The 23,360-nt window shown below is 41.0% G+C and carries 26 protein-coding genes and 2 riboswitches; of the genes, 12 read left to right on the top strand and 14 right to left on the bottom strand.

All coding sequences use genetic code 11. The features are described from left to right. Nucleotides 1-79: 79 nt before the first annotated feature. Nucleotides 80-313 (top strand): ATP-binding protein, encoded by a 234-nt coding sequence (locus tag N9I19_RS05490; protein WP_317777202.1) that lies wholly within the window; start codon nt 80-82, stop codon nt 311-313. Nucleotides 314-350: 37 nt separating this feature from the next. Here N9I19_RS05490 and spx (N9I19_RS05495) read toward each other — a convergent pair whose 3' ends face one another. Together spx (N9I19_RS05495) and spx (N9I19_RS05500) are read right to left on the bottom strand one after the other, a co-directional pair. After that, nucleotides 351-770 (bottom strand): transcriptional regulator Spx, encoded by a 420-nt coding sequence (gene spx, locus N9I19_RS05495; protein WP_089365147.1) that lies wholly within the window; start codon nt 768-770, stop codon nt 351-353. Between the two features lie 388 nt (nt 771-1,158). Beyond that, a complete protein-coding gene (spx, locus tag N9I19_RS05500; protein ID WP_284471583.1) occupies nt 1,159-1,554 on the bottom strand; it encodes a transcriptional regulator Spx in 396 nt (131 codons plus the stop codon). A 246-nt stretch (nt 1,555-1,800) separates the two neighbouring features. Between spx (N9I19_RS05500) and modB the strand changes: the two genes are divergently transcribed. Next, a complete protein-coding gene (gene modB, locus N9I19_RS05505; protein WP_317777203.1) occupies nt 1,801-2,454 on the top strand; it encodes a molybdate ABC transporter permease subunit in 654 nt (217 codons plus the stop codon). Here the strand turns inward: modB and N9I19_RS05510 are convergent. Beyond that, a complete protein-coding gene (locus N9I19_RS05510; protein ID WP_250211813.1) occupies nt 2,416-2,895 on the bottom strand; it encodes a GNAT family N-acetyltransferase in 480 nt (159 codons plus the stop codon). The two genes, modB and N9I19_RS05510, sit on opposite strands and share 39 nt — an antisense overlap. A 116-nt stretch (nt 2,896-3,011) precedes the next feature. Between N9I19_RS05510 and N9I19_RS05515 the strand changes: the two genes are divergently transcribed. Then, complete coding sequence (locus N9I19_RS05515; RefSeq protein WP_317777204.1) at nt 3,012-3,503, top strand: hypothetical protein; 492 nt, start codon at nt 3,012-3,014, stop codon at nt 3,501-3,503. A 198-nt stretch (nt 3,504-3,701) separates the two neighbouring features. Continuing rightward, nucleotides 3,702-3,899: a cold-shock protein gene (locus tag N9I19_RS05520; protein ID WP_028393295.1), complete on the top strand. Its 198-nt coding sequence runs from the start codon at nt 3,702-3,704 to the stop codon at nt 3,897-3,899. A gap of 68 nt (nt 3,900-3,967) precedes the next feature. Here N9I19_RS05520 and N9I19_RS05525 read toward each other — a convergent pair whose 3' ends face one another. The 4 genes from N9I19_RS05525 to N9I19_RS05540 all read right to left on the bottom strand — a co-directional run bounded on the left by N9I19_RS05525 (nt 3,968) and on the right by N9I19_RS05540 (nt 8,057). Further along, a complete protein-coding gene (locus N9I19_RS05525; protein ID WP_155727238.1) occupies nt 3,968-4,135 on the bottom strand; it encodes a hypothetical protein in 168 nt (55 codons plus the stop codon). Nucleotides 4,136-4,251: 116 nt separating this feature from the next. Continuing rightward, nucleotides 4,252-4,689 (bottom strand): flavodoxin domain-containing protein, encoded by a 438-nt coding sequence (locus N9I19_RS05530; protein WP_317777205.1) that lies wholly within the window; start codon nt 4,687-4,689, stop codon nt 4,252-4,254. Then, nucleotides 4,661-5,713, bottom strand: a complete 1,053-nt coding sequence (locus N9I19_RS05535) for a ribonucleotide-diphosphate reductase subunit beta (RefSeq protein ID WP_061461932.1) — start codon at nt 5,711-5,713, stop codon at nt 4,661-4,663. The genes N9I19_RS05530 and N9I19_RS05535 overlap by 29 nt, the downstream gene beginning before the upstream one ends. Before the next feature lie 46 nt (nt 5,714-5,759). Then, the gene (locus N9I19_RS05540) at nt 5,760-8,057 is read right to left on the bottom strand and encodes a ribonucleoside-diphosphate reductase subunit alpha (protein WP_317777206.1); all 2,298 of its coding nucleotides are present in this window, start codon (nt 8,055-8,057) and stop codon (nt 5,760-5,762) included. Nucleotides 8,058-8,196: 139 nt separating this feature from the next. Next, nucleotides 8,197-8,378: riboswitch (cobalamin riboswitch) on the bottom strand. Between the two features lie 293 nt (nt 8,379-8,671). On the opposite strand from N9I19_RS05540, the gene N9I19_RS05545 reads away from it, so the two are divergent. After that, a complete protein-coding gene (locus N9I19_RS05545; RefSeq protein WP_061461933.1) occupies nt 8,672-9,601 on the top strand; it encodes a manganese-dependent inorganic pyrophosphatase in 930 nt (309 codons plus the stop codon). Between the two features lie 98 nt (nt 9,602-9,699). Here the strand turns inward: N9I19_RS05545 and N9I19_RS05550 are convergent, their stop codons facing one another. Next, nucleotides 9,700-9,846 carry a hypothetical protein gene (locus N9I19_RS05550; protein ID WP_155727240.1) on the bottom strand — a complete coding sequence of 49 codons (147 nt, stop codon included), beginning with the start codon at nt 9,844-9,846 and terminating at the stop codon, nt 9,700-9,702. Between the two features lie 85 nt (nt 9,847-9,931). Continuing rightward, the gene (locus N9I19_RS05555; RefSeq protein ID WP_089363744.1) at nt 9,932-11,389 is read right to left on the bottom strand and encodes a SulP family inorganic anion transporter; all 1,458 of its coding nucleotides are present in this window, start codon (nt 11,387-11,389) and stop codon (nt 9,932-9,934) included. Between the two features lie 333 nt (nt 11,390-11,722). On the opposite strand from N9I19_RS05555, the gene N9I19_RS05560 reads away from it, so the two are divergent. Then, a complete protein-coding gene (locus tag N9I19_RS05560) occupies nt 11,723-11,983 on the top strand; it encodes a hypothetical protein (RefSeq protein WP_317777207.1) in 261 nt (86 codons plus the stop codon). 227 nt (nt 11,984-12,210) lie between these two features. After that, nucleotides 12,211-12,378: a helix-turn-helix domain-containing protein gene (locus tag N9I19_RS05565; RefSeq protein WP_317777208.1), complete on the top strand. Its 168-nt coding sequence runs from the start codon at nt 12,211-12,213 to the stop codon at nt 12,376-12,378. Between the two features lie 472 nt (nt 12,379-12,850). Next, nucleotides 12,851-12,941, bottom strand: a riboswitch (cyclic di-GMP riboswitch). Nucleotides 12,942-13,338: 397 nt separating this feature from the next. Here the strand turns inward: N9I19_RS05565 and N9I19_RS05570 are convergent. Beyond that, nucleotides 13,339-14,550 (bottom strand): MFS transporter, encoded by a 1,212-nt coding sequence (locus tag N9I19_RS05570; protein WP_411730405.1) that lies wholly within the window; start codon nt 14,548-14,550, stop codon nt 13,339-13,341. A gap of 213 nt (nt 14,551-14,763) precedes the next feature. On the opposite strand from N9I19_RS05570, the gene N9I19_RS05575 reads away from it, so the two are divergent. Together N9I19_RS05575 and N9I19_RS05580 are read left to right on the top strand one after the other, a co-directional pair. Then, nucleotides 14,764-16,071, top strand: a complete 1,308-nt coding sequence (locus N9I19_RS05575) for a CitMHS family transporter (protein ID WP_317777209.1) — start codon at nt 14,764-14,766, stop codon at nt 16,069-16,071. Between the two features lie 169 nt (nt 16,072-16,240). After that, the gene (locus N9I19_RS05580; RefSeq protein ID WP_061461939.1) at nt 16,241-16,873 is read left to right on the top strand and encodes a superoxide dismutase family protein; all 633 of its coding nucleotides are present in this window, start codon (nt 16,241-16,243) and stop codon (nt 16,871-16,873) included. 260 nt (nt 16,874-17,133) lie between these two features. Here the strand turns inward: N9I19_RS05580 and trhO are convergent, their stop codons facing one another. Continuing rightward, nucleotides 17,134-18,099: an oxygen-dependent tRNA uridine(34) hydroxylase TrhO gene (gene trhO, locus N9I19_RS05585; RefSeq protein ID WP_061461940.1), complete on the bottom strand. Its 966-nt coding sequence runs from the start codon at nt 18,097-18,099 to the stop codon at nt 17,134-17,136. 184 nt (nt 18,100-18,283) lie between these two features. Between trhO and N9I19_RS05590 the strand changes: the two genes are divergently transcribed. Both N9I19_RS05590 and N9I19_RS05595 read left to right on the top strand, forming a co-directional pair. After that, nucleotides 18,284-19,258 carry a nitronate monooxygenase gene (locus N9I19_RS05590; protein ID WP_411730407.1) on the top strand — a complete coding sequence of 325 codons (975 nt, stop codon included), beginning with the start codon at nt 18,284-18,286 and terminating at the stop codon, nt 19,256-19,258. 17 nt (nt 19,259-19,275) lie between these two features. Next, complete coding sequence (locus N9I19_RS05595) at nt 19,276-19,731, top strand: GNAT family N-acetyltransferase (RefSeq protein ID WP_089363786.1); 456 nt, start codon at nt 19,276-19,278, stop codon at nt 19,729-19,731. Between the two features lie 280 nt (nt 19,732-20,011). Here N9I19_RS05595 and N9I19_RS05600 read toward each other — a convergent pair whose 3' ends face one another. Next, a complete protein-coding gene (locus tag N9I19_RS05600; protein WP_289320883.1) occupies nt 20,012-20,590 on the bottom strand; it encodes a GNAT family N-acetyltransferase in 579 nt (192 codons plus the stop codon). A gap of 104 nt (nt 20,591-20,694) precedes the next feature. Between N9I19_RS05600 and pdxR the strand changes: the two genes are divergently transcribed. Continuing rightward, nucleotides 20,695-22,086 (top strand): MocR-like pyridoxine biosynthesis transcription factor PdxR, encoded by a 1,392-nt coding sequence (pdxR, locus tag N9I19_RS05605; RefSeq protein WP_317777211.1) that lies wholly within the window; start codon nt 20,695-20,697, stop codon nt 22,084-22,086. Nucleotides 22,087-22,148: 62 nt separating this feature from the next. Here the strand turns inward: pdxR and N9I19_RS05610 are convergent, their stop codons facing one another. Both N9I19_RS05610 and N9I19_RS05615 read right to left on the bottom strand, forming a co-directional pair. After that, entirely contained in the window at nt 22,149-22,568 is a 420-nt protein-coding gene (locus tag N9I19_RS05610) for a MarR family winged helix-turn-helix transcriptional regulator (RefSeq protein WP_061461943.1), read from the bottom strand. Between the two features lie 480 nt (nt 22,569-23,048). Beyond that, nucleotides 23,049-23,252, bottom strand: a complete 204-nt coding sequence (locus N9I19_RS05615) for a hypothetical protein (protein ID WP_081108978.1) — start codon at nt 23,250-23,252, stop codon at nt 23,049-23,051. Nucleotides 23,253-23,360 lie beyond the last annotated feature (108 nt).

A 23,360-nucleotide genomic window follows, 5' to 3' on the forward strand; every position in this document is an offset into this window, starting at 1 on the left:
TCAAAATTAAAAGTTTATTGGATGAAATTATTTTTGTTTTTGTGATACTCTTACTTTAATGTTTCTTTGTGTCAGCAATATGTTAAGAAAAATAAACTTAAAAATTATTTTAATTCCTGTACATGAACAACAGTATGTGTTTGAACCGTTTTATCGAGGTGAAGACAAAAAGCTTAAGATACGTTGTTTAGGTTTAGGACTGCCATTCAGCAAGATGCTTGCCAAAGCGCAAAAGGGAGATCTTGTGCTGAAAGAAAGTAATGAACAAGGGACGACGTTTACTATTAGTTTAGAGAAAGCAGATCAGATATAGAAAAAAGGGTTGTCCGCTTTAATGGACAACCCTCTTATTATGCACCGATGTGGGATGGTTGATAATCCAGTTGGCTGATTGCACGCCATAATTGAACATGACGTACTTTTCTAGGAAGGAAGCGTCCCATTTCTTCTTCGTTATAACCGGCATGTAAATTCTTATGGTCAAAAATAATTGGTCGGCGAAGTAAATCCGGGTTATCTTGAATAAGCTTACAAAGATCATTTAATGGTGTATTATTTATATCGATATTTAAGCTTCTGAATTTTTTAGAACGGGTTGAGATGATTTCATCTGTACCGCCTTCTGTTTTACGTAAAACCTCTTTAATTTCTTCAATAGAAAGTGGTTGTGAATATAAATTACGTTCATTGTAGGAAATTTCGTTTTTCTTAAGCCAAGCTTTTGCTTTACGACAGGCTAAACTGCTTGGAGTAGTATAAATTGTTACCATATAAAATCGACTCCTTCAAAGTGTTAATGTTTATGGAATGAAATTATTTTTGTGTATTTGTTATACTCATACTTTAACGTTTCTTTGTGTCAGCAATATGTCAAGAAAAATAAACTTGAAAGTTATTTTAATTCCTGTACATGAACAACAGTATGTGTTTGAACCATTCTTGAGGTGAAAACAAAAAGTAGAAGGTACGCGGTTTAGGTCTGGGACTGCCATTCAGTAAGATGCTAGCAAAAGCGCAAAAGGGAGATCTTGTGCTTAAGGAAAGCAATGAACAAGGCACCACCTTCACGATCGTTATAGAGAAAGCGGATCAGATATAAAAAAAGGGTTGTCCATTATCGGACAACCCTTTTTATGGTACTGTGTACATGCTAACTGATTAAGCCAATTGGCTGATTGCATGCCATAACTGTACATGACGGACCTGCCTTGGAAGGAAACGTCCCATTTCTTCTTCGTTATATCCAGCATGCAAGTTCTTATAGTCGAAAATGATCGGACGGCGAAGTAAATCCGGGTTATCTTGAATAAGCTTGCAAAGATCATTAAGTGGTGTACTATTTATATCGATATTCAGGCTTTTGAATTTTTTGGAACGGGTTGAGATGATTTCATCTGTTCCGCCTTCCGTTTTACGTAAAATCTCTTTTATTTCTTCAATAGAAAGAGGTTGGGAATATAGGTTGCGTTCATTGTAGGAAATTTCGTTTTTCTTAAGCCAAGCTTTTGCTTTACGACAGGCTAAACTGCTTGGAGTAGTATAAATTGTTACCATTTAAAATCGACTCCTTCAAAATTAAAAGTTTATTGGATGAAATTATTTTTATATTTGTGATACTCTTACTTTAACGTTCCTATGTGTCAGCAAGATGTCAAGAAAAATAAACTTAATAGTTATTTCAAAAGGAAAGGGAGAAAATGAAATGCAATCTGCCTTTAATGAAAAAAAAAACGATTCGGTGATATGGCCGATCAAGGACCTGCATAGGCTGATATTTTACATGGATGTGCGGATAATACCATGACAGGGGATTTTTGGTCACCTGTCAGGCTATCGATACAGGTGGCGGGACTAGCGGGTATCCTTGTTTTCATTTTTGGGATTATCCTGGCGCGAATGATGGCTAAAAAGCAATTCAGGGGAAGAGTCCTGTTGGAAACAGCATTTTTATTGCCGCTCGTTTTGCCACCTTCTGTCGTAGGTTTTTTATTGATTGTGATTTTTGGGAAGAATGGAATGCCAGGCCAATTCATCGAAAGGGTTTTTGATCAGCCCCTAATGTTCACTTGGTGGGCGGCGGTTATTGCATCCACCGTGGTAGCTTTTCCGCTTATGTACCAATCCGCTAAAACAGGCTTTGAAGGTATTGATGAAGAAATCGAAAATGCAGCAAGAGTTGACGGGGCGGGCGAGTGGAGATTGTTCCTTTTTGTATCCCTTCCATTGGCAGTCAGATCCATCGTCACAGGTGCCATATTGAGTTCTGCACGTGCATTGGGGGAATTCGGGGCGACACTAATGTTTGCCGGAAACATCCCCGGACAGACACAAACCATACCAACCGCGATATATGTCGCCATGGACTCCGGGAATATGACATTGGCCTGGCTATGGGTTGCTGTGATCATCGTCATCTCATTCATGATGCTTTTTGTCGTGACGTACATAAAATGAATGCTGTTTCTCAAATATGCTTATGAAAAGATTAGGTGCGGCTTCTATGTCTTCTTTATGGGTAAAGCCGTTTTTTTCATATAGCTTCCGTGCAGGCAGGTTCATTTTACCGGTCGAAACGGATATCTTTTCCCAGCCGCCTTGTAATTGAAGGTCATTCAAAAGGGCATCCGCAATACCCTGACGAAAATAAGCGGGATGGACGATCATTCTGCAAATCCGCATTAGTCTATTTTCTATTGTATAGGATATCGCTCCAGCTAAGGCATCACCTTCTAAAAAGCATATGAACGATTCATTACAATGAATGAATTGTTCATATGTTTCCAATAAAGGAGGGATATCGGCAAAGCCGATCAAATCCGCTTCCACCGTATAGGATTTTTTTTGAAGTTTAAAAAGCTGCTGGCCAAAATCGGAATCCAAGTCCCGAATTTTCATGATCAAATCATATCACTTCCTTTCATTACATTATAAAGGAAGAGGGAGATTATTGTTTCTTATCAGTCTGTGTTATAATCGACAAACAATATGAACTAATGAAATGAGGAAGAAATTTGTTAACATTTGAAGAAAAATTGAGCATCATTGAAACTTTTCCGGAATTACAGCGAAAAGACGTTTCATTGGGGCGTGTGAATTTCCATTACCCAGAAAGTGTCCAGGAGAAAAAGATAGTCGTTCAGCATTTGCATCCCAATGGAAATGGATTCGTTTACGCTGGCCATATGAGAAAAAAAGATACTGACCGTAAAGGATTTATCAATATACGTGACTATAATGAAGCGGAATTAAAAGAATTGATTCAAAAAAGCATGGATTATCTTTCTGAACCTCCTGTTGAAATCGAAGAAGAGGAAAACGAGTTCGCTAGGGTGGAAGGAACATGGATTGGCCGTGAAAAGCAAGAGCTTTCACTTGAAAGGGAAGATCAGCTTTGGAACGTGTATTCAGGCTCGAATCTTGAGGAGTGTTTCGAGAGTCCAGTAGAGGCGGAGCGCTACTTATTGGACGAAGGTTTCCGTCAAAGCAAGAAGCGGAAAATGTAGAATTTTAGGATAATTTGTCGGTGGAATTACTGCGATAATCTTGTTTTTTTTGGATTTTCCATGATATAATATGAGTAATTATTTTTGTTCGGAATAAGTTTGATAGAAGGATTTACTGTTATAGGATTCCTCTTGAAACATTATCCAGAACCAAAAATAGTAATAAAATGGATTTTTCCAAACACAGGAGGAACTATCATGGTACAAGGTAAAGTAAAATGGTTTAACGCAGAAAAAGGTTTCGGTTTCATCGAAGTTGAAGGCCAAGACGATGTATTCGTACATTTCTCAGCTATCCAAGGCGAAGGCTTCAAAACTCTTGAAGAAGGCCAAGAAGTTTCTTTCGAAATCGAGCAAGGCGCTCGTGGACCACAAGCAGCTAACGTTCAAAAATAATTGAACGCATATAAAAAAAGACTCCGATACTGGAGTCTTTTTATTTTCCCCTAAAAGGGAAACCACGTTTATTCTTCTTTTTTTTCGGCCATTTCCCTTAATACTTTGTCCAATTTTTCCTCGATCCGTTTAGAACGATTAAAATGCCCTGCCAGGTAAAAAACGATGAATATAACGAATACGACAAGCACTAACATAAACAGGATAGGCAGGAACTGGGTTAAATTTTCAGTCATTGGATATTATCCCCTTTTTATTCCATTATACTTCATGCTTACCGCTGCTATGATATAGGGAGACAAATTTTAAAAAAATACTGAAAGGGATATGCGAAAACGCATATCCCTTTCAATCAGTTCTGGAATAGTGAGGCGAACTTTTGAAGTCTGGGCAAGTCTGATTCTTGATACATCTGTTCTATCTTCAGTGTCACCGCTAACTGGCTTTTGGCGAATAACATGTCCCGGAAATGATCGACCGCCCCACAAAAATGATTATAGTTGGTTTCACCAGTGCCGAAGACTCCCGTTTTCAGATGAGCAATAGGCAACTGTTCCAGTTCTTTGTAAAGGGCTGCTGATTTGGCAGGAAGCTCTCCATTTCCCCATGTATAGGTACCGACGATCAATGCATCGTAATCGGGCAATGTACCTAAATCGAATTCATGCAGTTGATATAGTCCAGCTCCAGGTAATAGGGAAGCGATGGCTTCAGCAAGAGCTTTTGTATTTCCTCCAGCAGAATGATAGACAATGGCGATTTTATAGCTCATCGAATCCATTGCTGGCATTTACTTGACTGTAGGTCCTTGACTTCTGTTCGAAGAAATCGGTTTTGGTAAGGCCGATGGATTCATCATCGAACGTTTTGATCCAAGGCATCGGGTTTTCACTATACTCTTTATACAAGTTTTCAAGGCCTAGCATGCGAAGCCGTTTGTTGGCGATATATTCGATATATTCGTTGAACTCTTCCAAATCGAGATCGGCTTTGGTTTGGATATCTTCAAGCATATATTCAGACCATTCCTTTTCGAGTTCGACGGCTTTTTCAATCGTTTTATAGATGAATTTCGTGTTTTCTTCATTATTTAACTCTGGATATTCATACATCAAGATTTGAACGAGCATGCCAATGAAATCGAAATGGACCATTTCATCGCGATGGATATAGGATATCATCGTAGCCGAGCCGGTCATAAGGTTCTGGCGTCCTAAATTATAATAGAAGGCGAAAGCCAGGTAGAAATAAATCCCTTCGAGGTTCGTTGAATGGATCAGTGCCTCGAATAAATGCTGAGGGCTTGGATCGTCCACGAACTTTTGATAGGCATCCACGATCGGTTGATTACGCTTAATCACTTCCGGATGTTCTTTAATGCGGTCGAAAAGCTGTTTTTGCTTGCCTACCGGTATCAGGGAAGCAAGGATATAGGAATAGGATTCATTATGGATGGATTCCTGCTGGGCCATGTTTGCCAGGATAGCTTTTGCCGCAGGATCCTTTATGTACCGAAGGATTTCTACTAAAGTAGGCGTTTGTAGACTGTCCATTCCAGCAATCATCGTAAGGATATCAAGAAAAGCGTCCTGGATATCTTCGTCCAATTCTCCCCACTGCTTTTTATCCTGAATCATGTTCACGCTTGAAGGCTTCCAAAAGTTATTGATGAGCTGTGTATAGGTATCATAGAATTTCTCATACTGAATATCGTTCCAAAGGAGAAAGCCTGAAGCTTCTCCTTTGAAAACACCGGTCGCTTTAGTTGGATGCGTTGGTTCCAGCATCCGGATCTTTTTTATATGATTGGTCATTCGTGAAAACTCCTTTAAGAATAGATTACTAAGGTTATGATCGTCGTTAACTAGAACAGCTTTCGCAGGCATTGTCATATTCGGAAGAAGTCGAACGAACATAATACGTTGATTTCAACCCGGATTCCCACGCCGTTAAATGGATATCCAATAGGACCTTCGCTTTGATTGTGTTGTGTACATACAGATTAAAGCTGATTGCTTGGTCAATATGGCGTTGGCGGGCTGCATTTTGCCTGATGCTCTCCAGTTGGTCCAAATTAAAGCGGGTCTTTTTATAATATTCATACGTATTTGGCGTCAATCCTGGTGCGGTCACCTTGAATTTGAAGTTTTTCTTTTCCTCGTAAAATTCAATTTCATACAAAGGATCGATTCCATCCGTTGAATTACCGATTTTAGCAGTCGATGAATTGGGGGCAATAGCCATTAAATATCCATTACGGGTACCGTGTTGCTGCACATCTGCTTTTAAATCCATCCATTTTTGATCTGTATAGTCACGAAGTTCGAAATATTCCCCTGTATGCCAATCCGATCCTTCGAAATATGGGTATGATCCTTTTTCCTTGGCCAACTCGTTGGATGCTTTGATTGTTAAGTAAGCGATCTTTTCGTATAAAGCATCGGCATAGTGAACAGCCTCATCCGATTCCCAATAAATATTCTGAGTGGCAAGTAAATGATGCCATCCAAACGTTCCTAAACCAATTGCCCGGTAACGTTTGTTCGAGATGGATGCTTGCTTGACCGGAAGATTATTGACATCAATGACGTTATCCAGCATCCGGATCTGAATGGGAATTAACCTCTCCAAAACATCGCTGCTCACCGCACGGGGCAAGTTAATGGATGATAGGTTGCAGACAACGAAATCGCCGCTTTTACGGACCACAACGACATCTCCATCTTCTGTTTCATATTCATCCGTGATCGTCGAAGGGCTTAAGTTTTGAGCAATCTCCGTACAAAGGTTAGAACAATAAATCATGCCTTTATGTTTATTCGGATTCTTCCGGTTCACTTCATCGCGGTAGAACATATATGGTACGCCTTCTTCTAATTGAGAAATCATGATGCTTTTCATGATGTCCATCGCATTGATTTTTTCAAAGCTATAGTTTGGAAGTGTACCATTTTCTGCGGCCTCGACAGCAAGTGCATAATGATTCCTGAAGCTTCCTTCGCCTTTCTTCTCGTCATAAAGATCTTCAAGTGAGAATCCAAGGGTTTGTTTGATGGTATGCGGATCGAAAAGATACCATTCTTTTCTGTCGCGTACAGCCTCCATGAACAAATCAGGAATACATACACCTGTAAAAATATCATGGGCTTTTAATCTGTCATCCCCGTTTTGCGTCTTCAAATCAAGAAAGCTCATAATATCTTTATGCCAGGCATCCAAGTAAATCGCGATGGCACCTTTACGTTGCCCCAATTGATCGACACTGACAGCTGTCTGGTTGAATAGCCGGATCCAGGGAGTCGTGCCGGAACTGTTTCCAGAGAAACCTCGGATATCAGAACCAAGCGAACGAATCTTACCAACGTAAAGACCTACACCGCCGCCGAATTTTGATACTTTTGCGGCATCGTAGTTAGATAGATAGATGCCGTCAATGGAATCTTCAATTGCGTCGATAAAACAAGAGCTTAACTGTCCATGCGTTTTACCTGCATTGGATAGAGTAGGCGTCGCAACAGTCATATAAAGGTTGGACATAGCCCAGTAAGCTTCTTTTATTAGTTGAAGACGATGCTCCGTTTTTTCCATTCGCATGATTTCCATCGCGATGATCATGAAGCGCTCTTGAGGCAGTTCGTAGACCTTGTCTTTTTTGGGGCGGGCTAGGTAGCGATCGTTTAATAAGTAGATGCCTATGTAAGAAAATAATTTATCCTTTTCCGGGTCGATCACCGAACCCAATTCCTCAATTTCCGCTTTCGTATAAGAAGCTAGCAGTTCTGATTTATAAATGGGATAACGCTGGCCTTCTGAAAGTTGCGAGAGTTCCGTGATCAGTTCATAGAATGGGCCATAACTCATGCCTTCATAACCTCGATTTGCCTGTGCATCCCTATACATCGTATTCAATAGTTCTGCTGCAGCAACGAATGTCCAATCGGGAGCATCTATATCCACACTTTCAAGAGCGAGCTGAATCAGTTTTTTTGATGCCTGTTCATCGGTTGAGTCACTTTTGCGATCAAGCCATTTTATAAAACGCTTTTTGAACTTTTCCATATCGAGACGGCCTTCGAATTCCTTTGATAACATCTCAAGCTGGATTGAATTCGTTTCGGTGTCATTTTCGCTTATGGTAGAGTTATATGTTTGAGTCATTAATAATCCTCCTTGTAAACTTCCGCTAAAATAAAAAAACCGCCCAAATGGATTGAGCGGATCAAACGATAGAATAAAAGAACCATGAAAAAATAGCCATTATACTATCGTTTCATCATCTCAATCCCCGAAGAATAAGAAACATGAAAAAATCAAGGCAGGTCTCCTGACTCATGATCATCCTACTTTGAGTCCTTCCCGTATAGAGAGAGCTATACAGTGGTTTCTCATTTCGTCACATTTACAGTTGCGGGGACAGTTCCGGGTTTACACCGGATTCCCTTTTCAGCCATCACTGGCACCTTGGATTATAAAATATTCTATATATAGTTATTGGTATTGTTTGTGTAATCAATATCTAGTATTTCTGCTTATATTATCGTAAGCCATATACGATGATAATTCAACTAATATATTTGAGAAAAACCAACCCTTATCTATTGACAAAGTGAAGGTAGAGGGATTGAGAATGAAAGATTTTATTGGGGAATGGGTAATTTGAGCACTGAATTTACGGGATTTTGTGTTAAAATAAAGTGTATAGTAAAGGTGGCTCTCCCTTATTGCGATGAGGGGATTCGCGGAAAAATATTTATGAAAAAGGGGTTAAAATCTTGGAAAAAGTATTAGTTTTTGGACATAAAAACCCGGATACAGACACAATCTGTTCAGCAATCGCTTATGCAGATCTTAAAAAGCAACTAGGTATCAACGCTGAACCAGTTCGTCTGGGTGAAGTGAATGGTGAAACTCAATATGCGTTGGACCAATTCAAATTCGAAGCTCCCCGCCTTGTGGAAAAAGTGGCAGGGGAAGCGGATGGAGTGATCCTGGTCGACCACAACGAACGCCAGCAAAGTGCAGAAGATATTGACCAAGTCCGTGTGTTGGAAGTTATCGACCATCACCGTATCGCTAACTTTGAAACAAGCGATCCTTTATATTACCGTGCGGAGCCAGTTGGCTGTACGGCAACCATTTTAAATAAAATCTATAAAGAAAACGGCATTGAAGTCCCTAAAGCGATCGCCGGACTTATGCTATCTGCCATAATTTCCGATTCTTTATTGTTCAAATCCCCGACATGCACAGAGCAAGACGTTGCAGCAGCTATGGAACTGGCTGATATTGCGGGAGTAAACGCTGAAACATATGGCTTGGAAATGTTGAAGGCGGGAGCTGACTTGAGCGACAAGACGATTGCCCAGTTAATCACTCTTGATGCAAAAGAATTCTCCATGGGAATGGCTAAAGTGGAGATAGCTCAGGTCAATGCTGTAGATCCGAACGAAGTTCTTGCTAAGCAAGCTGAAATAGAAGCAGCCATTGAATCGGTCATCGCTGTGAAGGAATTGGATTTATTCCTATTCGTCGTAACGGATATCTTGACCAATGATTCTGTGGCCTTGGCTCTTGGAAAAGCGGCTGATGCAGTGGAAAAGGCATATGACGTTTCATTAAACAATAACATTGCCGTCTTAGAGGGCGTTGTATCGCGTAAAAAACAAATCGTTCCGGTTTTAACGGACGTATTCAGTAAATAATATTGGAAAAGGGGTGCCCATTCAATACTTTGGGCCCCCTTTTCTGTACATTAAAAAAAGACTCAACCATCCATTTAAAGGTGTTTGAGTCTTTTTTTTTAATTTAAGGTTTCCTTTTCTTTTTCATAGGCGATGACAATCAGTTCTTTATTGGCTTCCTCGCCAAGTTTGCTTTCAAAGCTTTTCAGTTCATTCAATAAATCTGGTGACAGATTCGCTGCTGTATAATCCTGATCGGATGTCATGCTTTTCGCTCCTTTCAAAAGGAAATATTTCATGTTATCTATTTTGTCGGTTTGAAAAGTTTCTATTCAGCAGAATTATACTTTTTCAAGATATTTTACTTTCTGAGGTGGCGAGTTTTTCAAGCAATAACGAACTCTCCTCGTCCAGGCCTTGCACCTGGACAGGTGTACCTTGAAACTGATATTTAAGGACAACCGTATCAACAGCACCGACTGCAGAAGCATCCCATATTTTAGAATGGGAAAAATCGATGATGACCGTTTCGGCTTTTTCCTTGAAATCGAACTTAGAAACAAAGTCCTGAACCGAAGCGAAAAATATTTGTCCGCTGATACGATAAATGATTTTCTTAGCATGGATGTCTTCCGTTTTCTCAACAGCCACTTTAGAAATTTTAGCCGAGAAGAAAATCATGCTCAAGAGCACTCCAGCAAATACCCCTTTAGATAAGTCATGTGTATAAAGAACAATGAGGACCGTCACGATCATCACTGCTGCATCCGTCTTTGGAGCTTTAGTGAGCCGCTTTAGGGAAGACCAGTCAAAGGTCCCGATTGAAACCATGATCATGACTGCGACAAGGGCAGCCATCGGTATTTTAACAAGGACATCATTCAATACCACGATTAATACCATAAGAAATGCGCCAGCTACAAAAGTGGAAAGCCGGCCCCTTCCTCCCGATTTAATGTTGATACCGGATTGGCCGATCATCGCACATCCTGCCATTCCGCCAAAACATCCGGCAATGATATTCGAAATCCCTTGGCCTTTGGCTTCCTTATTTTTATTACTGTCCGTGTCAGTCATCTCATCGACTATTTGAGCGGTCAATAATGATTCAAGCAACCCGACAAACGCAAGGGCTATGGAATAAGGGAAAATGATCGCCAAAGTTTCGAAGGTCAAAGGGATGTCTGGAAGCATGAACATCGGAAGGGCTTCAGTCAATTGCCCCATATCCCCAACCGTACGCACCGTAGCTCCCGTGGTAACTGCAACGATTGTCATGAATATGATGGCGACAAGTGGTGAAGGTATGACTTTCGTGATCAGCGGAAAAAGATAAATGATAGCTAATGAAATGGCTGTCATGAGATACATGATCCATGATTCGCCCACGAAATGGGTAAGCTGTGCCGTGAAAATCAAGATGGCTAGAGAATTCACAAAACCAGTCATGACCGGCTTCGGGATGAACTTCATTAATTTCCCGATTTTTAAAACCCCTAGTAAAATTTGCAGCAAACCAGTCAATATAGTTGCAGCAAGTAAATAGTTCAAACCGTGATCTTTAACAAGATCGACCATTACGAGTGCCATTGCTCCAGTGGCAGCCGATATCATTCCCGGCCTTCCGCCGAAAAATGAGATGGCGATGGCAATGCAGAATGAGGCATATAGACCTACCATTGGGTCAACACCAGCAATGATCGAAAAGGCAATCGCCTCTGGAATCAATGCCAAGGCAACGACAATTCCGGAAAGAACATCCCCCCGAACGTTACCGAACCATTCCTGTTTGTATGCTGATGTATTCAAAGAAACACTCCTTCTTACTTTTATATATGTGTGTTACTTTCATTGTTAACGCACTAAATTATAGCATGTGACCTTCTTTCTATCTATATGGATATTTCCAGGACTATTCATGCCTAAAGAAGGAAGCATTGGGGCAAAAAGTGCTTGAGCTTTCATGTTGGGGGACCAGGGCTGAAGATGCCTCGATTTATCTATACTAAGGATCGGTAAACTATGTTTGTTTACAAAGCCCTTCGATAGGATCCCCAAAACTTTAGTAAACGATTACGGTAATGGGGGGAGAATGAATTACATGCCTATTTCCCTTTCACTGAAAAATCGGGTGGGTTTCAGTTGCCGGTTCTGTTGGTAGTGTTTCTCAAGACTGCGGAAATGATTTACATTGGGGCTGTGGAACTGGAAGAGGAGTCACTGCTTAACCATCGGAACCTGATTGTAAGGCAGGCAGAAAAAGCCTTGGAATGGGATCATATGAAAGAACAACTGTATCTTAATAAGGAAATCATCATGACTAAAAGCGATGATATGATGGTATCCGTGGAAGGGAAAGTGAACTCGCAACCCCGTATAGGAGGAGATATATCATTATCTTAATGGACAGCTATTTTCAATAAGCTTTCCTTGGCGCTACATATTGGGATGGGCACCACCATTAAGCTGGAGGATTATTATTAGGTCTATAAACAGGGCATGCATGCTTATAAATTCAGCAGAACTAGATTTCCAAAAAAATAGCTTGGCCATTTTTGACGAATTGGGCTCTTACAAGCTCTTGGATAATTTGAAAGACCCTGCACATGCCGAAGGGGGGAGCAAATCTGATGGGTACATTAAGTGTCTACCTATTCAATAACGGAAATTCAAAAATACTATGGATTTCACTTTTCAAACACCGCAGTGCATTGCGTTACCGAATGGAACGGAGCCATGACATTCCGGACAGGGTTTTAGAAGATGCAGAAAACACGATTGAATCTGATGATTGCTGATAAACTGCACGGTTTATACCAATCGAGCCAATTATAGTCCGACCGTACACCTTTTAAGACAATGATAAAAGTCCTTGAAGGATCTTTTTTTATGTCGATTTTGTGCCTTAACTTGATTGGCATAAGGTAAGGAAGCTTTACTTACCGGAACGATATTTTCCCTTTCACTTACTTCGTAGAGGGCAGTGTTAAGTGGCTATTCCTTATCAAGGATACTGGATTTACATTTTGGACATGTCACTTCTTTATAATGCTTGAACCTGATCTTTCGAAGGTCGCTTCTTGTCAACATTGCGAATACATTATATCTTGTGCCGCATGCACATGTATTTTTATCTTTAACTATGTGTCTCTCATCCGTAGCAGCTGAATAAATGGTTGGAAAAAACATATATAACCCTCTTTTTTTAATTTTTAGGCAAATTAAAAAGGGGCACGAAATAAATGATTAAGCGATTTAATCAAGATAAATCATGGCGGCCCGGCTGCCATGACAACTAAGTTGTTGGTTTAGGCCCGTGGCTTTGCGTCTTTTACTTTCATAAAATTTGCCTAAAATAATCTTAACATAAAATTGAAGTGCAGAAAAAATACTTATCAGTTTATGGGTGGGTATGATGATATTAAAGTGGTTAGCCTAAAGCTATGACCTTCAGGAAGTTTGATTCATTTCTTTTGAACCTATCTTTACAAAGCATGTTATTTAACTGATAGGCTTGAAAGTGCACTCGCTTCAAATCCTTTTCTGGTTTCCTTCGATGATTCCGCATTCACAATAACTCTGATGCTTGATGATATGTATTATTGAATAAAGTAGTCGTTCTCGGCATCACTGCCTTAATCGGGATCCGACCGAAACAAGATCCAGCTCCAGATGTATCTGGCAATACGGCTGTATGTGCGTTAAACAGATAAAAACCTGACTTCCATCTGGAAGCAGGTTTTCTCGCCCGAATTTGATTAAGGTGATCTGGCCAACTCCGGATTGCGGTGCATCGCGTAATAGAGGACCAGGCCAGCGATAAGGAGCAAGGTACTGGTCGTGATGAAAACAGCGGAGAATCCATAGAAACCAGCTACCATACCGCCCATAGCAGGTCCGATGATATTGCCTAAAAAGCGCAGGCTCGTATTGTACCCAAGTACTTCCCCCTGCATTGCGACCGGCGCTTCTTGGCGAATGTAGGCAATCCTTACAGGGATGATGCCACCTATTGCCATGCCCAGTATGAAACGTACAAAAACAAGCTGCCAAAAATGATTGATGAAGGCACCAGGCAAGTAGACAGTGGCAGTAAGAAAAAGAAGCAGCACAAGAATCTTCACATGTCCATGCCGATCACCTATCTTGCCCCAGTGACGCGCCATCAATAAATTCCCTAGGCCTGCCGCAGAAAAGGCGATACCTGAATAAAATCCAAGATTGGAAGTTCCATGCAGCTCGCCAACGTATAAAGAAAGAATGGGCTGGATGCTGAAGTGGGCTACTTGAACAAGGGTCGAAATGAGCATGACATTCACTAGGATCGGATTCCGCATGATATGCGAGAGAACCTCCTTGCTTGTATAGCTCGACTTTGTTCCCTTTTGCCGTTCCATTTGATACTCCTTGGTTGCAAAAACAAGAAGTCCAGAGATGAAAATGGTGATAGAGGTGAATTTAAAGGCGGTTGAATAGCCGAGTGTGTCTGCAAGAATGCCGCCAAGCAATGGTCCGAAAAGTGAACCAGTTATATTTCCCGTTTGCAGTGTTCCCAGTACGCGTCCGGCAATCTCTTTCGGAGTCTGCGTTGATATGAAGGCCTGTGACATGGAAATGAAGCCAGTGAATATTCCCGTGAACATCCTTAAGACGAAAAGCTGCCAAACATTTTCAACGAATCCCATCAAGAAAATGGACAGTCCCATCCCGAAGGCACAGGCAATCAAGATTTTCTTTCTGCCATACCGGTCGCCAATCCGTCCCCAAATAGGAGAAAATAAAAAGGCAGTCACAAAGGTGATACCAAATGTCCATCCGGACCAATGCTGGATATATTGGGTCGAATAATCCCCGAATGTACCAATGTATAAAGATATGAATGGAAGAACCATCGTCATGCTTCCGCCTATGAAGAAGTTGGCGAACCACATGATGAAAAGATTCCGTTTAGCTATTTTATGAGCATTCATTTTACATGCAACACTTCTTTCCTTCGAAAAAAACTTCGGGTTCCTAAATAATAGTATACAGAAATTAACTAATTTATTAAATGAATTTGATTTTTGCTTATAAAAACTGGTTTTTTAATGAATGTGCAAATGGTATAATTTGAAAATATTGATTTTTCTGAAAGATTAGATAAAAGGAAAGGCGTTCATTTTCAAATTAAAGGAGTTTTTTACATGTTGACTATTTTAGGATTTAGCATGATTTTAACGTTTTTGGTATTAGTCATCACAAAGCGTCTATCCGTAGTCGTCGCTTTTATCCTCACGGCGATTGCTTTTGGTGTGATTGGCGGGTTTGCATCTGAAATGGGAGATATGATGGTGGCAGGTATTTTAAAGGTGACACCAACAGCAGTCATGATCGTTTTTGCTATTTTATATTTTGGATTAATGATTGACGTTGGTTTATTCGAGCCCATGATCGCTAAAATACTGAGTTTTGTAAAAGGCGACCCGCTAAAGGTTGTCATGGCAACTGCCATAATAACCATGTTGGTAGGTTTGGATGGGGATGGTTCTTCTACATTCATGATCACCGTTTCGGCCATGCTACCGCTTTATATGAAATTAGGAATGAATAGACTCGTATTGGCCTGTGTCGTTGGTTTAGGCGCGGGGGTCATGAATATGATCCCTTGGGGAGGACCTTTGGTGAGAGCGGCCGCGAGCCTTCAAGTTCAAGTATCGGAGTTATTCATTCCTCTCATTCCAGTCATGATTTGCGGGCTTTTATGGACACTTTTTTCGGCATATGTACTTGGCAAAAAGGAAAGAGAGAGATTAGGAGTCAGGTCGATGGGAAGGACCATGCCACCTGGTATAAGTGAACAGGCTGCAGCCGCTGAAACCACACCTGAAGGAACATCCAAGTTATTTTGGTTTAATTGGCTATTGACGATTTTACTGATGGTATTGCTGGTGATGGAATTGCTGCCAATCCAAATCCTATTTGCCTCCGCTTTTGCTATTGCGTTATTGGTTAACTTTCCGAACCCACAAGAACAGCAGGAAAGGATTTTAAGTCATGCCAATAGTTTCGTAATGATCTGTACACTCATTTTTGCTGCAGGGATATTTACGGGTGTATTCACTGAAACGAAGATGATGGACTCGATGGCCGCTTCAATCGTAACCATCATTCCGGATTGGCTTGGGGCACATTTGCCACTGGTCGTAGCGCTTTCGAGCATTCCGATGGGGTTCATTTTTTCACCTGATGCCTATTACTTTGGCATTCTACCGATTATCAGTGAAACGGCATCGAACTTCGGTATTGCCCCTGTTGAAATCGGAAGGGCGGCTTTATTAGGTCATTCAACCACAGGATTCCCATTATCGCCATTGGTGCCTGCCACATTCATATTGATTGGTCTTGTAGGGGTGGATTTTGGGGATCACCAAAAATTCCTATTTAAATGGGCGTTTGGGACAACCATCATCATGACGATTGCAGCCATTGCTTTCGGTGTCATCACTTTGTAAAATGTGAGCCCATTAAGCTATAATATAAGATCCTTGTCTGTGAATTTAGTAAGAGGTTCTACTCGCTGGTATAATCTATTTTCCTATTTATCCCGCTTTCTGTTTATTTTTCCATAATAGTGGTAAATAATAAGAGGAATATACATATAAGAGAGTGAGGGGATTTATCATGAACTATAAGCAAAAATTTGTGCTGCCTATGTGTGCTGCCTTTTTACTGTATGGATGTAATTCAGCGGATGATTCAAATCAGGGCGACAAAAATGCCGAAGATATGAATACAGTGGGACAAGGAACAGATACAGAGATGGATCCGCAGGTGAAAGCAGAAGTTAAAGATATAAAAGGTAAAACCCTTGGTACTGTAAACTTTTCCGCGGAAGAGAATGCTGTGGTGATCGAGACCACTTTGGAAGGCCTTGAGCCAGGCTATCATGGATTCCATATTCACGAAAACGCAACATGTGACGCACGTGCTAAGGAAGGCCCTTTCACTACAGCGGGAGGACACTTCAATCCAACTGATGAAACGCACTCGAATCATGCAGGGGACATGCCCCCTCTCTATGTAAAAGAAGATGGGACAGCAAAATATACGGCAACATTGGATAACATGACAATAGACCAACTGAAGAAAGAAGAGTTGGCTGTCATCGTTCATGCAAATCCTGATAACTTTGCCAATATTCCTGATCGTTATGAAGCCAGTGGAGAAAAAGGATCTGATGGAGATACCTTGAAAACTGGTGATGCGGGCGATAGACAAGCTTGCGGAATTGTTGTGAGTGCAGAGGCAAACTGAAATTATTGATGCAGGAGCGATTCTTTTTAAGAGGAATCGCTTTTTTCATGAAGGGACAATTATGCTTTAGAAGTTAGCGGATTGATTCTTTCTTTTGCTTATAAAGAAGGTTTTTTCTATTTTGATATAGAAGTAAGAATGTAAGTAATATTCCGGTTTGGGCAGTTTTGAAAGTTAACAAGTTTAATCTTCGGAAAATTGGATATAGGCTATAAAAAAACCCGAATAGGGATCATGTCCACTGATTCGGGTTTGCTTAATCATTTTGCCGTGAAGGTTTCTTCGATTTGCTGTAATCTCTCAGATACTTCTTCTTCAGAAAGGTTATGCTCGACTACATAGCGGTTACGTGGATGCACTCGGCATTCGTGAGTGCAGCTGCGCATATGTTTGTGTTCGTTCTCTTCACTGCATAGGATTTTCTTGTTGCATTCAGGGTTAGCGCAATTGACATAGCGTTCACAAGGCTCGCCGGAGTAAATATCGCGTCCGACAATGACGTGTTCCTTTTGGTTGATGGGTACGGCAATTCTTTCATCGAATACATACATTTGTCCATCCCAAAGGTCACCTTGGACTTCGGGATCCTTCCCGTATGTTGCGATGCCGCCATGCAGCTGGCTAACATCCTCAAAGCCTTCTTCGACAAGCCAGCCTGAGAATTTCTCACAGCGGATACCGCCTGTGCAATACGTAAGGATTTTTTTGCCTTCGAACATTTGTTTATTTTCACGGACCCAATCCGGAAGTTCGCGGAAATTCGTGATTTCCGGCTTGATTGCACCCCTGAAATGTCCTAAATCAAATTCATAGTCATTTCTGGCATCAAGGACGATAGTATTTTCATCTTGCATTTGCTCGAAGAACTCCTTCGGGCTCAAGTATTGGCCTGTCGTCCGGTTCGGGTTGATGTCATCTTCCAGACGAAGGGTGACAAGTTCATTTTTCGGACGAACATGCATTTTTTTGAAAGCATGTCCATCAGCTTCATCTATTTTAAACACGATATCGGCAAAGCGGGAATCGCTTTTCATCATGTCCATATATTGGTTGGTTTGCTCGATCGTACCTGAAACAGTTCCGTTGATACCTTCTGAGGCGACCAGAATACGACCTTTCAATTCAAGTGCTTTACATGCCGCAAGATGCTCGGCTGCAAATTCTTCGTGATTCTCGATAGGTACATACAAATAATAAAGTAATACTCTATATGGTTTTGTTTCCATTTTTTAATTACCACCTATGTTTTATATTTGCAAGATATAAAGGGTGATCATTTAGACACTTATCTCTTACAGATAATCATTATATCAAGAAAACGTAAAAATGATAAGGGCATGAGTAAAAATCAAAAGGGAGTTGTGTGGATTGTTCAAAGATTTACTGAGATATCCAATCATTCAAGCACCGATGGCAGGAGGAGCCTCCACTCCACGGCTTGCGGCTTCTGTATCCAATGCGGGAGGATTGGGATTTCTTGCCGCTGGCTATAAGAGTGCAGAACAGATGAAAGACGAGATAGGGCAGACTCGTAACTTGACCCAGCGCCCATTTGGCGTGAATGTATTTGTTCCAGGTAACGAAGTGGTGGATGAAACTTTATTATTTGCCTATCGTGAAAAAATTGAAAAGGAGGCCAAGAATGTAGGGGTTGAGATTGGAAAAGCCGATAGTGATGATGATGATTGGGAAAATAAACTAACTGCATTAAAAGAGGCTCGGGTCGATGTCGTCAGCTTTACGTTTGGTTGTCCTGCGGAAGATGTAATAAGGGAGCTCCAAAGCGCCGGTTCCCTTATTGTCGTGACAGTAACCAACCTTCAGGAAGCAAAAAGGGCGGCGGGTGCAGGTGCGGATGTTCTATGTGTACAGGGGATTGAGGCAGGAGGGCATCGAGCCAGCTTCGAAAACGGCACGGAAGACGATTACGGTCTTTTAGTATTAATACGGATGATTGAAAATGAACTGAATTTACCAATCATTGCAGCGGGTGGACTGATGCATGGAAAGGATATCGCTGCCGTGCTTGCAGCGGGAGCGACAGCCGCACAATTGGGAACAGCTTTCCTTCGCTGTCCCGAAAGCGGGGCAAGTCCCGTCCATAAGGCAGCTCTCGGAAATCCCCGTTTTACCCAGACCTCAGTTACCCGCGCCTTCAGCGGCCGGAGGGCACGCGGGTTGGTGAATCACTTTTTAAGGGAATATGATAGCATTGCACCCGTCGCATATCCTTATGTCCATCACATGACCATGCAAATGCGAAAAGCGGCGGGACAAAAAAACAATCCTGAATTGATGGCTTTGTGGGCAGGGCAAGGGTATAAGTTGAGCAGGGAACTTCCGGCATCAGAATTGATGGAACTTCTTTTAGAAGAACTAAAATGAGAAGGGTTTGTATGGGGATGAAGATAAGGGGATTATTGGTGGATGAGTCACCGCCGATGCATTTGTTGCTTTTGGCTGATCCTTCAAGGAAATTGGTAAAAGCATACTTGGGAAGTGGGACGTGCTTTGTTGCCGAGATGGATAAGCGAATCATCGGAGTTTATGTTTTGCTGCAAAAAGGTCCTGAATTGATAGAGATAATGAACATCGCAGTGGATGAACGGCATCATGGAAGAGGAATCGGAAAGCAATTGATTGAACACGCCATAAGCCATGCAAGGGAACAAGGTTATAAAACGATTGAAATCGGCACTGGAAATTCGGGGATAGGGCAGCTTGCCCTTTACCAAAAATGCGGTTTTAGAATAACTGGGGTCGATCGCGATTTTTTTAATAGAAACTATTCCGAGGCCATTTATGAAAATGGGATTCAGTGTCAGGATATGATTCGATTGTCACAAAGTTTAGACTAAGCAGTGATCATCCAAGTTTGACGAAAAAGCTTTACGGACAAAAATGCGCGTCGCATTGCTTAGAGGGAATGAACTTGTTCGTTGGAGATATGATTTATCTTCTTTTTACTTTACTAATGCTGTTTTTATTTGCGATTGTCGTTTGCATTTTCATTCGATCCACGAAAAGGCAAAAGGACTCATTAACTAAAATTGAATCGGGTCATAAAGACTCACCTGAAAAATAACAGCAAGAGAAAAAGAGTGTCCCAAAAATAAGCGGCACTTTTTTTCTCATTCTTCACCTTGCCAAAAAAGCTTCCAAGTTCTTTTTCACACAGGACCATTCGTGCTCGAGAATGCTGTAGACCACCGTATTCCTTATCCTTCCACCTTGCAGTTTTTTCTCCATCCGTAAAATGCCTTCTTCAAGGGCACCGAGCCTGGCTATTGCTGCACGCGACCTTTTGTTCAATTCGTCCGTCCTGAATTCAACCCGGGTCATGTGCCACTTTTCAAAAGCATGCTGCAATAGCAGGTACTTACATTCTGTGTTAATGGCTGTCCGCCATTTATCGGGATGATACCAAGTCGAACCGATTTCCAGGGACTGATTATGAAATTGAATATTTCTGAAGCTAGTGCTGCCAACTATCGTATCATTAGTTTGATCGATAACGACAAATGGATGATGAAGTTCCTGCTCCCTTGCTCGGATGCCTTCCTTTACATAGGAAATCGCCTCTTCATATGACAAGATCTTTGTTGCGCTCCATTTCCATATTTCAGGTGGCAGGGAAGCAGCGTAAAGCGGTTCGATATGATGCTCCATCATTGGGGTTAGTATCACGTGTTTCCCGAGTAATTCGATATGTTCCATAATCTCCTCCTCTTGATTGATATTTTCATTATAAAAATATCCTGGTCCTATAATAAGGACCAAGGCTGATATAATTTATGGAACCAGTTTTTTAGGAGGACCAAATGTTTGAAATCACTCTAACCTTAGATAAGACGAATAAAGAAGCTTTATATGTCCAATTGTATAAATACTTTAAAACGGAAATCGAGAATGGGCAAATAATGGCAGGAATGAAACTGCCTTCTAAAAGAAAACTAGCCATGCATTTAGGAATAGGCCTTAATACAGTAGATACTGCTTATCAGCAGTTGATGGCAGAAGGGTATGTGGAAAGTCAATTAAGGAAAGGTTTTTACGTAGCTGATTTAGAACCGATCTCACCTTTGAATGAACCGTTGCATGTTACCGAAGAGAAGATGGGCCCTAAGGATGAAAGGAATATGATCGATTACAATCATGGCCGGGTGGACATGGATTCTTTCCCGCATGCTGTGTGGAAAAAATGCTTAAACAATACTTTGTATCTACAGGAAAGAAAAATGTTCATGAGTGGTGATCCCCAAGGGGAATGGGGGCTCCGGGCTGAGATCTCTTCCTATCTATTTCAATCGAGAGGAGTTCGCTGTGGCGCTGATCAAATCATCATTGGGGCAGGTACACAGTATTTCATCCATCTTCTGCGGTTGCTTCTTGGAAATGAGCGGATTTTTGGGTTGGAAGACCCTGGATTTCATCGGGTTAGGGAGGTACTGAGGTTGGAGGGAGCCAATATGGCTTTCATTCCATTAGATGAAGGTGGAATTAGTGTGGACTCTTTGAAAGAGAGTGCAGCGAATGTTGCCTATGTCACTCCTTCCCATCAATTTCCTTCCGGCATGATCATGCCGATAACTAGAAGGGTGGAATTATTGAATTGGGCAGTAGAAAAAGAGGGTTATATTATTGAAGATGATTATGACGGCGAATTCCGTCATGCAGGTAAACCGATTCCATCCTTGCAGGGGTTGGACACAAATGGAAAGGTCATCTATCTTGGCACGTTTTCAAAGTCGCTAATCCCGTCAATCAGGGTGGGCTATATGGTTTTACCCAAGGAGTTGGCTTACGACTATCAGCAGAAGTTAATAGGATACAAACAGACCGTTTCCAGAATTATTCAGGAAACGCTCTGTCTTTTTATGATAAATGGACATTGGGAACGCCACCTGAATAAAATGCGTACGATTTATCGTAAAAAGAATAAGGTGTTGCTGAATGCAATTGAAGAGAACTTCCATGATCATGTAGCCGTAATCGGTGAAAAGTCAGGATTACACGTTCTTTTAAAAGTAAAAAACGGCATGAGTGAGTCAGAGCTCATTCAAAAAGCTGCCAGTGTTGGGGTTACAGTCCATCCAACTTCGGTTTATCACTCAAAAAACGTAAAAGGGCCGACTATTTTGATTGGGTACGGTGGTTTAACCGAAAGGGAAATCGAAGAAGGAATCCGACTTTTAAAAAAGGTATGGCTATAGCTTGATTCGTACAGGAAAATGGAAAGGCCGTGATTCTCTTAACAATAATATAAGACACCCATTCAGTTTCTTATATTATTGAGGATTTTAAGGACCGTCTGGAAAAACAAGTCCTGTTCTTCTTCAGTAATGCCATCCAGGGCTTTTCCTTCAATTTTCTCTGCAATTTTAAGGCATTTTGTATGTACCTCTTTGCCCCGGGGAGTCAGCTCGATCCTTTTTTCCTGTTCATCTTTTCCAGGGACCTGTTTAATCATATTATTCTGTTCCATGCTGTTGACCGAACGTGTGATAATAACATTATCTACATCCAAGTAATTACAGATATCTGGGATTGTGGAATATCCACAGTTTTTTAAATAATTTAGGATTGTCCACTGATTATGATAAATTTCAAGGGCTGTAATTTGTTCATTCATTTTGCTGACTAATGATCTGGATACTTGTAAATATTGATGAAATAATTGAGTAGGGTTCGTCATAGGATTCTCCTTTATAATGGTCGACCAGTCCATTATATTCTTTAATTCTTAAAAGTCTATTGTAATGAATCATTTATTTCAGTCAATGTTTATTTTTGGAAACACTTCAGGAATGGGAAAGATAATGGCTGAATGAATAGAATTAATCGAGAACCCAGACTCGCAAAATCCTCACAATGGGGGAAGGATATACAAGCTGACAAGAGGAAGCTTAATAATGGATGGCGCATATTTTTTTCCATGTAAATGAATTTTTTTGCCCGTAACCTGATGGAAAACAGACTTGTTTCCCATGAAAAGCAGATACGATAAAAAAAGCAATGGTGGAAACGGGGATGGAAAATACCATCATTCAAAAGATGCCCATATCGGTAACTGTATTTCTTCAAGAAAAGGGCTGCCAAATAGCACACTTTGAAGCTGAATGCAAAGCTATCCCGCAAACAAAAAACCAGCCTCTTTAGTGGCTGGTTTTTTGCTTTAAAACCTGTCGCTGGTGGAGCGGTGTTTTGTTTCCTTTTTATTTCTTTCTTCTTGTCGTTCATATTTAATTTCATCAATTGGTAAATCTTCAATGGGCATGACTACTTGATCACGTTCCAGCTGTTTTTCCTGATTTTTTTTGAATGCCTTGGATTTATCATTGCGCTCTTCAAGATACTTTTCTTTATCTTTATTATCCAATGTCAATCCCTCCATCTCTTTGTAACTCTTTTTCCCTTTATTGAGAAAATAAAACGTATAAGCGAAATATATGTGACCCCGTTTCATAAATATAAGGAGAACAAGAAA

This window comes from Peribacillus sp. CSMR9 (assembly GCF_033141925.1).
In the GTDB taxonomy this organism is placed as follows: domain Bacteria; phylum Bacillota; class Bacilli; order Bacillales; family DSM-1321; genus Peribacillus; species Peribacillus simplex_A.